We start from the raw sequence: 12091 nt of genomic DNA, 5'->3' as shown, positions 1-12091 counted from the left end.
CCCCCCTCATCTCAGGACAGGATGGTCTCGTGTAGATTATTTTGTCTTGAGATGAGGAAAATAAAAGAGCTTTGCTCTTTCAAAAATTCAGAAACGAAAAAGGAAAATGTACAAATGGAAGAAAAAGAAATTGAAGAGGTAGAAAAGGAAAGAATCGTGGTCGTAGAAAAAAGAGGCTGTGGGTGCCTAATCGTTATAATCAATTTGATTTTAACGCTGATTGTCATTCCCTTCGGCCTCTATCTCGGCTATAACTGGCAGCTCAACAAGGCAAAACAGGCCAGACAGGAAAGCAACGATTGGGTCGTGAAAGAACTGATGCAGGTAAGCGACAGGATCTACGATCTGAGCAACCTGGAAATCACGGAAACAAACAGCCAACCCGCCAAAGCTTTCTTCGTCTTTTACCGAAAAGATCCAAAGGGGAATACCCAGACGACGCTTGATCTCGAAGCATACAGGCTTAGTGGTGGGGTTTTTAAAATCTATACCCCACCGATAGAAATTGTAATTGGCTTACCCACGGCCTACTGGTTAAATGAGCACCTTATCGAACCCCAGTTGCCCATATACAGCTACCTGATAGCCACTCCCTATTCTCTCGAATTCTGCGACGGCGCAGGAAGCTGTAAACTGCTCAAGAAAACCGTCGGTTTCACGAACGAAAACGGAAAATTCTCCTACTACTTCTGAACAAAACCAGCTTATGGGCGGTCTGCAAAGATCGCCCCACTCATCCCAGGACGGAATAGTTTCGAGTAAATTATTTCGTCTTGAGACGAGGATAGTAAAGGGCTTTGCCCTTTTTGAAAAGTAAATACAAAAATTTCCAAGGAGGAAAGAATGAGAATTTCTGAAAAATCGTGGCATTACAGAATAGTAAAGTTGACGAGGGAGAAACCAACTGACCTATGTTCATACGTCTGGACTTTAGTCAGAAACGTTCTGCTTGGCTTGGCAGTGATTCCCGCTCTAATCGCAACAATTTTTATGGTGATTGGCGCTGGCTATTTGCTTAACCAGGAAGTAATTCAACCCAAAATCGTTGACAAATACTTCGTGGCAGAAAAAAGCTACAATCATTCTACTGAGGGAAATCTGGTTGAAAATACTCACTGGCGGTTAAAAACGCCTGATGAGCGGGAGTGGTATCAGCCGGGACAAGAAGAAAAGGACAAAAATTTCAATTGGATCTTTCTTCTATCGGTAACCCTCGCGATTGTAACATTCTTAGGGTTCCGCCTTACCTACAAATACTACCTAAGGACTATCGAGGGATTAGACTCGGGCACCGAAAATAAAGTACTGGCATTTTCAATAATACCAGCGGTGATAATCACGAGCCTGGCTTTCCTTCATAGCTACAATCAAAAGATAGCAAACTTTGGGTTCTACTATGAGGGCATAGTGGACTTCTTTTTTGCCACAGTGCTATTGATTATTAGCTGGATCTTTATCCAGTACGTAGCCGTGATTATAACCGGATTATTTCAGGGGAAAGACAGCAAAACAATCGACTTGGTTACGGAATTTATTCATGCCAAGAAAGAAAAGGTCTGTCCTCTGATAGAATACAGATCGGCGTTAACAGGTGATAACGAGTAATCTGTATTCTTAATTCAAACAAAACCGCGGGCGGTCTAAAAAGATCGCCCGCCTCATCCCAGGATGTAATATTAAAATATTTCATCTTGAGACGAGGATAGTAAAGGGCTTTGCCCTTTTGAAAAAGTAAAAATTTTTCTAGGAGGAAAAAGAATGAAAAAAATCGTGTTAGTGTTCGCTATTGTCATTTCGGTAACGACTCTTTCTGGCTTGTTTTTCTTCGCCCACAAAAAGTCCACCGAGACGATCCAGATAAATCTGGACAAACATGATCAATGGGTACTTTATGGCGACTGCAAAACCAGTGAATGGGAAATGATGGGCGTAGGCCAGGGGACAATCAAAATCAACAAAAAAGACATGACTCCGGGCTGTGAATTTGCAGTTCATCTTCCAAACACCAACCATTGGCTGCCGGATTTCACCAACCAGAGCACATTAATGGTTGACGGCAACGTCACCGTCGCTAAACACGCTTGGGGAATCAACTTCAAGTATGCTGGCAGTTAATTAACTGCTTCAACAAATCACCCGCCGGAACTTCAAAAGAAGCAACGGCGGGTTTTTTATTTTCCTAAATTCGTTTTCAATTCGTGTTAATTTGTGTCCCCTTCAACCACAACCCCAAACACATCCACCACAACGCAATCCCAAACCACATTGTCCAAAAAAAATGATCAAAGGCCATTAAAATTAAAATCGCGATCAAAACTCCTGTAAGACCCAAAAACCAGAAAAAATGATTTTTATAGTGATGATATATTTCCTTAGATTTAAAATTCCGAAAAATAGCCAGCAATTTCAGATTATAATCAATTTTAAAATCCCAAATTTTTCTTAAAATATTAATAATGATCAACACAAAAATTATAAAACCTAAAATGCCCAGCTCAACCGCTGCCAAAACATAAACATTATGTACAGGCTGATAAAACCAGACAGGCTGTTTGGCTGGCAAATAATTAAATAAAGCTAAAGTATAATTGCCCAAGCCAACGCCTTTAAGCCAATTGGCCTGAATTAAATCTTTGGCTTGTTCAAAATAAAGAGTGCGTTCAGTCATTGATTTTTGTTCCAGCCTCTCCTCCCCATTTATACGCGTAAAAACCGACTGGCTGTAAAATAAAGTCAAAACAGCCAAAACCAAAAATCCGCTGCCAATTAACTGGCTCAAAATAATTTTAGCTTTATTTTCATAACTTAAAAAAATAAATATGCTTAAAAACAGAAAGCCAATTCCCAAGGCTAAAAATGCGCTTTTGGAAAAAGTAAAAAATAAACCAGCCAAGATTATTGGCCAGCAAATCCACAAAAAAACTTTTTCCCATTTGTGTTTGGACAAGATTAATAAGACAACTAAAAACAAACAACTGACAACTAAACAACCAGCCAAGATATTAGGATGGGCAAAAGAACCATACGCGCGCAACCATCTTGTTCCATTTGCTTCAACTACTGAAGTCCCGAGTGTTTGCGTCAGCTGTTCAGCCATGCCCAGCCATTTGCTAACCCAAACTTTTTGAGATACAAATTGGGAGATTGCTAAAACTCCCTGGACAAAACCAGAGGCGACAATTGCTAAGCCAACTTTTTTAAAACTAAGCTTAAAATTAATAATAAAAATCAGCAGCGCCAAGCCTTCCAGCATTTTTATTAAATAATAAAATGCCACTTGTTTATCTTGAGCCCAAATTATTGATAAGCCCGATACAATTACTAACAAGCCAAATAAAATATAAAAATCCAGAATTTTATAATTTAAAATCCCGGCTTCCTCATCCTTAATTTTAATTTTGTAAATTATTGTCAAAAACAAAATCAGCCAAAGCAGAATTTCCGTAGCATACAAACTAAAAGTCAGATATTCGCTTTGCCCCCCATTTAAACTGCCATAATGCCAAATCCACCTGGTTTGCCAGGGTAAAGAAAAAATAAAAAGGTAAAAAAGATATTCAATTGTTTTGGCGAATTTGGGCATAAGTTAATTATACCAAAACAAGAAAATCCCACACTCTTGACAAACACCTTTAAAAATGCTAAACTATCAAATGACCTAGATGGTCTCAAAATCGCTAATTTAGCGATTAATTCTTTCAAAATTTAAGGAGGAAGGAAATGTTAGTAGATATAACAGCGTTAAAGTGGCGGTTATTAATTAGCATTCCACTAGTGGCGATCATCTTGATTCTGATAACCCAGTACAGGCTCATAAGGTTCTCCATTGAACTTCCCGGCGGGGAGCATACCATCGGCCTTTATGGCTCATTGACTACCTCGGGGATTGCATCACCGTACGAGTCAAGAATGAGTTATGTCAAAGCGACCGACGGCAAACTCGTGAGATACTACTTGCGCAATAAGAATGAGACCTATACCATAGGTTATGTTCTGGATGGTCAGGTGAGTATTGAAGGAATGCATATCGGGAAAGAGTTGATCAACAGCTTTTGTCTGGGTGGAATTCAGCCCAACCAATTTCCTTACGGTTCTTTCTACATTGGCAAAGATGGCCAACTCAACCCAGACCCTGTCTGCAATGCAAAGGTCAGTAGCCTTGCCTTGCACCTAAGCGATGAAAACGGGGCTCAAGCGATAAGCCAGGAAACAAGCGGCGTTGATCCCAATCACAATTGTCTCGAAAGCCTCAATGACCACATAAAACACCAATCAGCATGGAAGTATCCTTGCCCTGAACTCCAAGGGCCGGATTATTGACCGAAATAATTGAACAACAAATAAAAATTCAAAACCGGCTTGTCCAAATGGATGAGCCGGCTTTTTTATTTTATATATTTTTTAATAATTCTTCCCTCTTTTTCTCAAATTTTTCCTGATATTCCGCCCGCCGGTCGTTTTCATGAAATTTTAAAATCGTATCTGAAATAATTACCCGTTTATCACCCAAAACAGCTAAATCCTTTTTCTTTTGCGACATATGCTTGATTTGCAGTTGCCTTGCCAGATTTTCCAGCCAATCTCCCAGCCAGCTTTGCAAGATAAATTCTCTGGCCTGATAAACAAACTTACTAAATTTATTATCTTCAATTCTGCGCCTGAGGCTTGGTTTAACCGGCTGCCAGTTGGGCAGATATTTATTAAGCCAAGGATTAGCCGCAATTAACTGGTCATACATTTCATCTCTCATATATATAGGCAGCAAAGTAGCCAGCCAAAATACCAGATAAATATCTTCGGACGCGATTTTTATTTTTGTTAAATCCAAATCATCTTCAGCCAAATAAAAGCTCAGGCAAATTTTATCAGGCTGTTTATTTTTTGGCGGCCGCAAACCCAGCACAGCAATGGTAAAAATTAAAAATAAACGAGTCTGCCAGATTCTATTTTTTGCTGTCACTATAAAAAAATCAATATCACTGGAAATTTTGGCATTGTTATAGGCCAGGCTGTTGCAGACCGCAATTAATTTTACAAAGGGCAGGTATTTAAAAATTCGGCCGGCCCATAGCGCAATTTTCCATTTTTTTTCTGCCAAGACATAACGCCCTAAACGCGTTTGAATTATTTTCTGCCGATTTTGCAAAAAATAAAAACCACGTTCAGTGGCTATTATTTTATTAAGCTTAGGATTTGTTTTTAATTCACTGGCAATTTCAGTTAAAGAATAATTACTGCCGACCATGCCGCCTGTAAAAAGATGAGTATAAATTTCATTTAAAGTTAAGGGGTAATCAAAAAGATCAAAATAGATAATTGTGTTTAGTATAAAGAGTTCTAAGTAGTTTAGGTTAAACATATCTGGAAAATCACAAACTTCAAATTCCAAGCTCCAAATAAATCCCAATAATCAAATCTTAAAACAATTTTTAATTATTTGGATTTAGAATTTATAATTTATTTGTTATTTGGAACTTTTATTCATTGGTTATTAATTTCGCTAGAAATTACCGGTTCAATTCCTTCTACATTTTCTACTTTTTCAAAAGCTTTGTGCCCGATTTTTTCTTTCAGCGCCGCATCTTCTACAACCATTTTTTCATCATCAAAATTTATAATCTGCCTTTTATGAATAATTAATTTGCCTTCAAAAAGTCCTGACATCAAATTGTTGCTTCTGACCAGATATTTTTCAATTATGCCAGTCTCTGTTTCCAATTCAAAATCTGAAACATAACCCAAAAACTGCCCGCTTTGCGTTTCTACTCTGATCTTCTTTAATTGCTTTTGGTTAATAAGCATAGCACTACAAAACTACAAATTAAATACAAATATACAAAAATTAATTTCCTATACTTCCCCTACTCAAAAAATCGTCAAGTTTTCGTGTGTTTTTGTGAATTATTTTAGCCTGCCTGCCGACCTTCGTCGGTCGAAACCGACTTCAGTCGGTGAAGACCGAAGTTTTAAACGGAGGCAGGTGTTTCAGTTTTCTTATGTCGTCCAAACATCCACAGCTGCTGCAAGGCCATGAGCAATGTCGTGGTAAACCAATACAATGTTAATCCAGCCGGCAAACTGGCGCCAATAATGACAGTAAAAATCGGCATAAAATACAGCATTTGCTTATTCATCACAGCCAAAGTTTTTTCATCTCCTGAACCTTTTATTTCTTTCTGATTTACTAAAGGCGGCTTTTTGGCCATCAGCATTTTTGTTTGCCAGAATTGAGCCGCGCCAGCCAAGACTGCCAGCGCCAAACTAGGAACAGCTAAATTAACAAAGCCCAAAAATATGGGGTTGATTTTATCTGGCTGAGCCACAAAAGAATAAAGCATTTCAAAACCCTGCGAGCTTAAGCCTTGTCTAAAGACCTGATAAACAGCAATTAAAAATGGAAATTGAATCAAGAGCGGCAGGCATGATGAAAAAGGATTGACTTTATCTTGCTTATACAAATTCATCATTTCCTGCGCCATTTTTTCCTTATCATTGGCATACTGTTTTTTCAAAGCATCAACTTTGGGCTGAATATCCTGTAAAGCTTTTTGCGATTTGATTGACTGGTAATAAAGCGGGAAAAGGATTACGCGGATTGCCACAGTCAAAACTAAAATCGCTATGCCAATGTCATGGCCAGGCAAAACATTATAAAGCCAAATCAAGCCATTAAAAAGCGGCTGATAAAAAATTAAGTTGTAAACGTAGATTAGATAAGACATTTGATAAATTATGAATTATGAAATCTGAAAGCAAAAATCTGAAATTCTTAATCCTCTTTTTGTTGCTCTTTTGCTTCTTCAGATTTTGTTTCTTCTGGCTCGGCTTTGGGAGATTTTTTCTTAGTTTCTGATTTTTTCACCTTTTTTTCCTTGGCAGCCTTTTTGGCTTTTTTCTTTTCATCTTTTTTAGCGTCTTTTGATTCCTCTGTTTTTTCAGGTTCCAGAACAGGCGTGCCAGCCCCATCAACAGCCACGACTTCTTCTTTTTCACCGCTTGGGGTTTCTTTGACAATATTTATTTTCCAGCCGGTTAATTTGGCAGCCAGCCTAACATTTTGGCCCTCCCTGCCGATTGCTAAAGAAAGCTGATCCTCACGAACAGTGACTGAAGCTGTTTTATCTTTTTCAGAAATATCCAAGCTTACGACTTTAGCCGGTGATAAGGCATTGCTGATAAATTTATGAGGTTCCTCATTCCATTCAATAATATCAATTTTTTCACCGCCCAGCTCATTGATAATAGTCTGAATTCTGGCGCCACGCTGGCCAACGCATGAACCAATCGGATCTATATTTTCCTGATTGCTTTTGACAGCCACTTTTGAACGAAAGCCTGCTTCGCGGGCAATAGACATCACCTCAATTGAGCCTGCATTAATTTCTGGTATTTCTGATTCAAATAATTTTTTGATTAATTCTGAGCTTGAACGGGAAACTATAATTTCAGGGCCTTTTATTGTCATTTCCACCCTGGCAATATAAAATTTCATTCTTTCCCCGGGAACATAACGCTCATTTCTGACTTGTTCTTCAAATGGCATCAAAGCGGTAATCTTGCCCAAATCAATTAAAAGTCCGGCCATTTCCCTTCTTTGAATCGTGCCTGTTATTAACTGACCTTCTTTCTGCTTATATTCATTAAAAATTGTTTCTCTTTCAGATTCCCTGATTTTTTGGATAATCACCTGTTTGGCTGTTTGCGCAGCCATGCGGCCAAAATCAGCTGGAATTTCCAGGTCCACAATTAATTCTTCACCAACTTTTATTTTTTTATTAATTTTTTTGGCATCTTCCAGCAAAACTTCATTTTTGGGATTGAATTTCAGAGGTTCCTGGCCTTCTGGTAAAACAGCGCCTTCCTCAAGCTCCTCCACATACTTTTTATCACGGCCGTTTTCATCTATTTTTTTAATAAATTCTGCAGGAAAATCAACCACGATTTTTTTATCATAAACCCTCATTTTGCCGCTTTTAACATCAAACTCAAAAATAATATTCTGGTTTTTCTGGCCAAAATCCTTGCGATAAGCCGCGGCCAAGGCTGAATTAATAGTTTCCATTATTGCTGCCTCTGACAGGCCTTTTTCAGAGGCAATCTGCTTTACTGCCTGTTGTATTGATTGTAAATCCATATGCTTGAAATTAGATATTAGATATAAGAAATATGTAATACGGAAAGGAAAAAAATAAATTTTAATATTCACCAATACCTTGCTACCTATTACGTATTACCTATTTCCTCTTACCACTTATTAAAATAACTAGTTTAAAATACATTAAACTAGCTTGATTGTATTATACCTGGTAAAAACTTTTATGTCAACAGCACGTATTTTGTAAAGAATGACAAAATTATAAAGACAAAAGACAAAAAAATTTCAAAGCCCAAAATTTAAATAACAAAATTTTATTATTTGAACTTTATATTTATTTTGTCTTTTGAGTTTTGTCATTTGTCATTTTCAATTAAATCCACAAATACCAAATCCCAAATAAATAACAATAATTCAGTTTGCAAATTTCAAACTCTGAAACAGTATTTAGAATTTAGAAATTGAAATTTAATTAAAAATTTAGTCATTTATTAATTGATTAAAAATTAAAAATTTAATATTAAAAATTTCTTAAATCCCCTTATGGTGCCTAATTTTCGCTTTTTTATTAGCTTTATCTATTTCCACTGCCACAATGTCAAAACGATAATTATCACTAGCAATTTGATTGGCTGCCAGATATTTTAAGCCTGCTTCAGACATTTTGGCTTTCTTTTGTTCTGTGACCGCTTCTTCGGGCAGGCCAAATTTATCAGACAAGCGTGTTTTAACCTCCACAAAAATTATCTGCTTATTTTTTTCAAAAATTAAATCAAGCTCGCCATGCCTGGTGGAAAAATTTGCAGCTAAAAAATTATAATCCCTGGCTTGCAGCCATTTTCTAGCCACTTCTTGCCCATATTTGCCGATATTTTGTTTATAAGACATCTGTAATATAAAAATAGGCCAACCCGGCCTATTCTTATCTTATTTTTTTAAGTATTTATTTAATTTCTGCTTTTCATTCAGCTCTCTTAGCTGTTTTTTCATGACGACAAAATAATACCTGATTAAATAAACCAGCCAGATCACACCCATCAGCAGCCAGATAAAAATCCAAAACCTGCCGCCCAAAACCGGAATTGCTTCATAACGAAAAAAGAAAATAAAAGTAAAGGAAATGGCCATGGTCAGACAAAAATTACCCACCTTTACCCAAAACTTAGCGCGCACAAACTCGCGTTTTATTTTTAATCTCTTGGCCATCAGTTTGCTCAGACCGTAAATTAAATAGCTCACAGCTAAAACAACCAGAAACATCTGCTCAAAACGTGCTGACAATTCGCCTGGATTAACATCTAACCAAAAAGGTACGGAAAAAATCTTCCCCCAATCAATTCCTAAGAAAATCATAAATTGCTAAAATTATTAGTAAGTTAAATTTTTTCAAATATTAAGCCCCAGAAATAATCACCAAATTCAGTTTCTTCTATTAACCGCAACCTCAATTCAGTCGCCCAGCTTTTTATAACATTTGGCTCAACTCGTAATTCTACGGGCGGACCAAATGGGATGCCAATTTTTTTCCAGTCAATAATAATCACCTTGCCGCCATTTCTCAAAATACGCGCAGCCTCATAGATGATCTCCTTTTTCTTTTTATTTTGGAATAAAATATTGACTAAAATTGCAATATCTACGGTGCCACTTGGAATTTTAGTTGAACCAGCATCTTCCAGATTAGACCAAATAGTCTCAATATTGGTCAAAGAATCAAGTTTCGCCCGGCTAACAACCGCGTCCAAAACAGATTTTTGGATATCTACGGCATAAGCCTTGCCTTCTTTGCCTATTAGTTTGGCTGCCGGGATTATAAAATAACCCAAATTTCCGCAACCCAAATCTGCAATCGTCATGCCCTCAGTAATTTGAAGTTTTCCCAAAATTTCTTTTGGATTAAGAAATTGAGCGCCGCCTGAAACTGGCATATTTTTAAAATAAAAAAATTAAGATTAAAAATTATTGTCCTTTAGGCAGCAAAGGTGAAAAAATCCACAAAACAATGCCGCCAAACAGATTAAAAATCATGGTTAAGCCGAAAAACATGAAAATCAAGCCTAAAATTTTATAGAAAACACGAGTCCCGCCTTCTGTGCTCAAGTGTTTTTCCGCCCATTCAATGCGTCCAAAGTTTTCCAAAAACCATTCAGATTTAAAAACTAAGACTGGACCCAAGATAAATAAAACTACTCCAAATATTCTAACAAATAACATGCTGGTTTTGGCTTAAAATTTAATTCTCTTATAATAATAACAAAAAACAACCATCTTGTCTAAACCTATAAAAATTGCTACCATACTATAAAGAGTACTAACAACCTAACAATTTTCAGCCAGAGGCTGATCCGCCTTTGGCGGAAATCATTTATTTAATATGAAACCAATCGTCAACCAAGAGCTCTGCATTGGCTGCGGCACCTGCGAAGGCCTTTGCCCTGAAGTCTTTCATTTAGATGACGGCAAAAGCCAGGTCAAAGAAATGCCAGATTACGCGCCGTTTAAAGACAAAATTGACCAGGCAGTTGATGCCTGTCCAGTGCAGTGTATTAGTATTGAAGAATAAAAATTTTCAAAAAGAAAAGGCCGGGTTTTAATCCGACCTTTTGTGTTTATGTAAGTTTAGGCAGCGATGCCAATATCCTCGCGCCAGTCTAAAGCACCGTCATGTTGTATTTCCTTGACCACTTTGTACACAATGTCCCTGGCTTCGGGTATTGTTTTTCTTTTGGCAGAAACCATTAATACTCGGCCGCCAGCAATCTTCAGTTTGTTGTCTTCCAAGACCAGGCCAGCAGGATGGATAATTACGTTTTCCGGTAGATCTCGGGGAATGATGATTTCCTTGCCTTTTTGGGCAGAATAATCACCTGGATAACCCGTGGAAGCCATGACCACGCCAACTGATACCATGTCTTCTGGCACTTTTACTTGGCTTAAAATGCCGGTATTGCCTTCGCATGCTGCCAAAAGCAGTTCGTGGAAAGCCACTCCCAGAATATATTCCAGCTGGGCTTGGGTTTCTGGATCACCGCCGCGGATATTTGTTTCCAGCAGATAATCGATCAGGCCAATGCGATTCAATCCTTCGTAAAGGATTCCGCAGAGCTCAATGCCAAATCTGTCTGCCAGATATTGACGCACTTTGGCAATTATTCCCAATCGCTTGTTCATGTCAGCCATGGAAAATCCCGGCGCCGGGGTAACAATGCCCATGCCGCCAGTGTTATTGCCGTGCAGCAGTTTGTGGTCCTTAGTTGGCATCCAGGGCAAACAAAAGCCATTCTTGCCCAGCAAGTACATGGCTGACCACTCTCTCAACGAGCGGTAGCAATGCTCCAGCAAGACGGCTTTGGACAAAAAGCCAAGAGGCTTTTTAGGATCAAACATTTGAACCAGGGTTTCTTCCACCAAGGTCCAGTGATCTTTGCCATCCTGGCCTTCGGGCGACGGAACAATAACGCCCTTGCCCGCTGCTTCGTGGTTGGTTTTGCAAGCTAAAGGAATGCCATCACGGCGGCATTGCTCAATAAAAGGAATGGCTTCTGGCAGGCTTAGCACCAGCTTGCCCGGAGCAGTCGGCTCACCAAGCTGCTGATAAACTGCTTTAGCCATGGCCTTATTGTTTTCCAGTTCCGCGCCCTTGGCCGTAAAGCCGACAACCTTCAAGCCCTTGGCGAGCAATTCATCAGCCTGGCCGAAGATTAGCGGCGTTTCAGGCCCGACCACAACCAGATCGGGCATGATTGTTTGCGCCAGTTGCAAAATCGCCTTAACGTCAGTTGCTTTTACTTCCGGATAAAGCTTAACCCGGCTGCGCTCTTCCTCATTAAGAAAATACAGCATGCCGCTTAAGCCCGGAGCAACATGAACAAACACCTCCGAGGCTTGAAGTAGCTTTCTTAAATAAGCATACTCCCTGCCTCCCGAACCAATCAGCAAAACCTTGAACTCTGCCATTTCACCTACCTCCTTCTTGAAATTTTAAAAGGACCATAA

General features: G+C 38.6%; 15 protein-coding genes. 5 read left to right on the top strand and 10 right to left on the bottom strand.

Annotated elements, in window-relative coordinates:
* Window positions 1-51 precede the first annotated feature (51 nt).
* The 3 genes from WC460_00400 (at window position 52) to WC460_00390 (ending at window position 2115) form a co-directional block, all read left to right on the top strand.
* Window positions 52-693, top strand: a complete 642-nt coding sequence (locus WC460_00400) for a hypothetical protein (protein ID MFA5187805.1) — start codon at window positions 52-54, stop codon at window positions 691-693.
* A gap of 150 nt (window positions 694-843) precedes the next feature.
* Window positions 844-1605 carry a hypothetical protein gene (locus WC460_00395; protein MFA5187804.1) on the top strand — a complete coding sequence of 254 codons (762 nt, stop codon included), beginning with the start codon at window positions 844-846 and terminating at the stop codon, window positions 1603-1605.
* A gap of 153 nt (window positions 1606-1758) precedes the next feature.
* Entirely contained in the window at window positions 1759-2115 is a 357-nt protein-coding gene (locus WC460_00390; protein MFA5187803.1) for a hypothetical protein, read from the top strand.
* A gap of 76 nt (window positions 2116-2191) precedes the next feature.
* Here WC460_00390 and WC460_00385 read toward each other — a convergent pair whose 3' ends face one another.
* Window positions 2192-3583: an O-antigen ligase family protein gene (locus tag WC460_00385; GenBank protein MFA5187802.1), complete on the bottom strand. Its 1392-nt coding sequence runs from the start codon at window positions 3581-3583 to the stop codon at window positions 2192-2194.
* A 137-nt stretch (window positions 3584-3720) separates the two neighbouring features.
* Between WC460_00385 and WC460_00380 the strand changes: the two genes are divergently transcribed.
* Window positions 3721-4320 (top strand): hypothetical protein, encoded by a 600-nt coding sequence (locus WC460_00380; GenBank protein MFA5187801.1) that lies wholly within the window; start codon window positions 3721-3723, stop codon window positions 4318-4320.
* Between the two features lie 70 nt (window positions 4321-4390).
* Here WC460_00380 and WC460_00375 read toward each other — a convergent pair whose 3' ends face one another.
* The 8 genes from WC460_00375 to WC460_00340 form a co-directional block, all read right to left on the bottom strand.
* A complete protein-coding gene (locus WC460_00375; GenBank protein MFA5187800.1) occupies window positions 4391-5359 on the bottom strand; it encodes a hypothetical protein in 969 nt (322 codons plus the stop codon).
* 122 nt (window positions 5360-5481) lie between these two features.
* Window positions 5482-5802, bottom strand: a complete 321-nt coding sequence (locus WC460_00370) for a hypothetical protein (protein MFA5187799.1) — start codon at window positions 5800-5802, stop codon at window positions 5482-5484.
* Window positions 5803-5966: 164 nt separating this feature from the next.
* Complete coding sequence (locus WC460_00365; protein ID MFA5187798.1) at window positions 5967-6722, bottom strand: YidC/Oxa1 family membrane protein insertase; 756 nt, start codon at window positions 6720-6722, stop codon at window positions 5967-5969.
* Window positions 6723-6769: 47 nt separating this feature from the next.
* A complete protein-coding gene (gene nusA, locus WC460_00360) occupies window positions 6770-8134 on the bottom strand; it encodes a transcription termination factor NusA (protein MFA5187797.1) in 1365 nt (454 codons plus the stop codon).
* Window positions 8135-8626: 492 nt separating this feature from the next.
* Window positions 8627-8983: a YraN family protein gene (locus WC460_00355; protein MFA5187796.1), complete on the bottom strand. Its 357-nt coding sequence runs from the start codon at window positions 8981-8983 to the stop codon at window positions 8627-8629.
* A gap of 39 nt (window positions 8984-9022) precedes the next feature.
* Window positions 9023-9448 (bottom strand): hypothetical protein, encoded by a 426-nt coding sequence (locus WC460_00350; protein MFA5187795.1) that lies wholly within the window; start codon window positions 9446-9448, stop codon window positions 9023-9025.
* Between the two features lie 23 nt (window positions 9449-9471).
* The gene (locus WC460_00345; GenBank protein ID MFA5187794.1) at window positions 9472-10023 is read right to left on the bottom strand and encodes a methyltransferase domain-containing protein; all 552 of its coding nucleotides are present in this window, start codon (window positions 10021-10023) and stop codon (window positions 9472-9474) included.
* 31 nt (window positions 10024-10054) lie between these two features.
* Window positions 10055-10309 (bottom strand): hypothetical protein, encoded by a 255-nt coding sequence (locus tag WC460_00340; protein MFA5187793.1) that lies wholly within the window; start codon window positions 10307-10309, stop codon window positions 10055-10057.
* Window positions 10310-10469: 160 nt separating this feature from the next.
* Here WC460_00340 and WC460_00335 point away from each other — a divergent pair, with 160 nt between their 5' ends.
* A complete protein-coding gene (locus tag WC460_00335; GenBank protein ID MFA5187792.1) occupies window positions 10470-10658 on the top strand; it encodes a ferredoxin in 189 nt (62 codons plus the stop codon).
* A gap of 56 nt (window positions 10659-10714) precedes the next feature.
* On the opposite strand, the gene WC460_00330 is transcribed toward WC460_00335, so the two are convergent.
* A complete protein-coding gene (locus WC460_00330; protein ID MFA5187791.1) occupies window positions 10715-12052 on the bottom strand; it encodes a phosphoribosylglycinamide synthetase C domain-containing protein in 1338 nt (445 codons plus the stop codon).
* Window positions 12053-12091: the final 39 nt, after the last annotated feature.

The sequence above is a fragment of the Patescibacteria group bacterium genome (genome assembly GCA_041651155.1).
Taxonomy (GTDB): domain Bacteria; phylum Patescibacteriota; class Patescibacteriia; order CAIXNZ01; family CAIXNZ01; genus JAPLYF01.
The sequence above is the reverse complement of the archived record's forward strand: the minus strand, read 5'-3'. Positions and strand labels throughout refer to the sequence as shown.